We start from the raw sequence: 2272 nt of genomic DNA on the forward strand, positions 1-2272 counted from the left end.
GCCATGCCCGTGCCGTCGAATGGCAGCCCGACGGCACGCCGCGGCGCGTGATCGCCACCGTGATCGACATCACCGACCGCCATGCCACCGAAGAACGGCAGAACGTGACGACCCGGCTCTTCGAGTACCTGCACGAGGGGCTGATCATCACCGACGCGGCCTGCCGGGTGCTGGACGTGAACCCGGCCTTCACGAAGATCACCGGCTTCTCGCGCGAAGAGATGCTCGGCGCGGTGCCCGCGCTGCTGCGCCCGGCCACCGACGGCGAGCCGGGCGCCGCGCAGCGCGCCAGCATGGCCGCCGCGCTCGAATCCACCGGCTCGTGGCGCGGCGAGATCATCGACCGGCGGCGCGACGGCGAGCTGTGCGCGTTGCAGGTGACGATCTCCGCGATCCCCGGCCCCGATGCCGAGCCGCGCCACCACGTGCTGGTGCTGTCGGACACCACGCAGGCCCGCTTGCACCGCGAACAGCTGGAGCGCCAGGCCCACTTCGACGAGCTGACCCGGCTGCCCAACCGGGCCCGCCTCGCGCAGATGCTGCGCGACGCCATCCGCGCGAGCGAGCGCGACGGCTACCTGCTGGTGGTCTGCTACCTCGACCTCGACAACTTCAAGCCGGTCAACGACACGCACGGCCACGAAGCCGGCGACCGGCTGCTGGTCGAGCTGGCGCAGCGGCTGCGCAATGCGCTCGGCCGCTGGGACCACTGGACCGACGAGGTCGCGCGCCTGGGCGGCGACGAATTCGTGCTGCTGCTGCGCGCGGCGACCCTCGAAGACGCGCAGGCCACCGTCGAGCGCGTGCTGCGCCAGGTCTCGCTGCCGTACAACCTCGGCATGGGCATCGGGCCGGTGATCGTCACCGCCAGCCTGGGCGCCACCGTCTACCCGGTCGACCGCGCCGACGCCGAAACGCTGCTGCGCCACGCCGACCACGCGATGTACGGCGCCAAGCAGGCCGGCCGCAACGGCTCGCTGTTCTTCGACACCGAGCTGAACCGCCGCACCGAAGAACGCTTCGAGGCGCTCAGCCGCGTGCAGACCGCGCTCGACGCGCAGGAGTTCTGCCTCTACTACCAGCCCAAGGTCGACCTGCGCAACGGCACGGTGATGGGCGTCGAGGCGCTGCTGCGCTGGAAGCACCCGCAGCACGGCGTGATCGCACCGGCGCATTTCCTGCCGCTGATCGAGCACACCGGGCTCAGCGCCAGCGTCGGCGACTGGGTGCTGCAGCAGGGCATCGAGCAGCTCGCGCAGTGGCAGCGCCAGGGGCTCGACCTCACGCTGAGCATCAACGTCTCGGCGCGCCACCTGCAGGAGCCGCTGTTCGCGCAACGCTTGGCCGGGCTGCTGTCACGCTACAACTCGCCGGTGGCGCAGCGCCTGGTGATCGAGGTGCTGGAGACCGCGGCGCTCGCCGACGTCGACTACACCGTGCAGCTGATGCAGGAGTGCCGCAAGCTCGGCGTGCGTTTCGCGCTCGACGATTTCGGCACCGGCTACTCCACCCTCACCTACCTGAAGCGGCTGCCGCTCGACCTGCTGAAGATCGACCGCTCGTTCGTGCAGAACATGCTGCTCGACCCGCAGGACCACGCGATCGTCGCCGGGGTGATCAGCCTGTCGCGCACCTTCGGGTGCACGGTGGTGGCCGAGGGCGTCGAATCGCGGGCCCAGGCACAGCGCCTGATCGCGATCGGCTGCGACATGGCCCAGGGCAACGGCATCGCCGCCGCCATGCCGTCGAGCGAGGTGGTCGACTGGGTGCGGCAGTACCGCGGGGCGATCGCGCCCGAGCGGACGGTCGCCGCCTGACGCGCACCCGAAGGGGCCGCCTCAGTCGAGGTTGAAGCCCAGCTCGACGACACCTTCCTGCGTTTCGCGCAGCGGCTGGAATCTCCATTGCGCGACGGCCGCCAGCGCGGCCCGGTTCAGGCGCACGTTCGTCGACGACACGACGGCCGGCGCCGACACCGTGCCGTTGGCCAGCACCTCGAAGCGCACCCGCACGGTGCCCTTTCGCAGATCCAGCATCACCGCACGGGGGAATTGCGGCTCGACCTGGGACACCATCACCAACGTCTCGTCGGCTTCAGGCTCCGGCGCGGCGGCGAGAGCGGGCGGCGCAGCCGCATCGGGCATCGCCGTGGCACCGCCACGGGCGTGGGCCGCCGCGCTGTTGGCCATGCGGGCCGCTTCGTTGTCGACGCTGGAGACCGGCGCGGCGGGCTGGATGGCCTGGACGGCCTGCGTGGCAGCCGGTGCCGGGT

2 protein-coding genes are annotated in these 2272 nt (G+C 71.3%); one reads left to right on the forward strand and one right to left on the reverse strand.

All coding sequences use genetic code 11. The annotated features are described in order from the left end of the window. Window positions 1–1817: putative bifunctional diguanylate cyclase/phosphodiesterase (locus tag AC1D01_RS30935; RefSeq protein WP_477873267.1), on the forward strand; the 1817-nt coding region annotated here is incomplete at its 5' end. A gap of 21 nt (window positions 1818–1838) precedes the next feature. On the opposite strand, the gene AC1D01_RS30940 is transcribed toward AC1D01_RS30935, so the two are convergent. Continuing rightward, a partial coding sequence (locus AC1D01_RS30940; protein ID WP_477873269.1) for a TonB family protein occupies window positions 1839–2272 on the reverse strand: 434 nt, incomplete at its 5' end.

The organism is Rhizobacter sp. P3_B12, assembly GCF_056402895.1.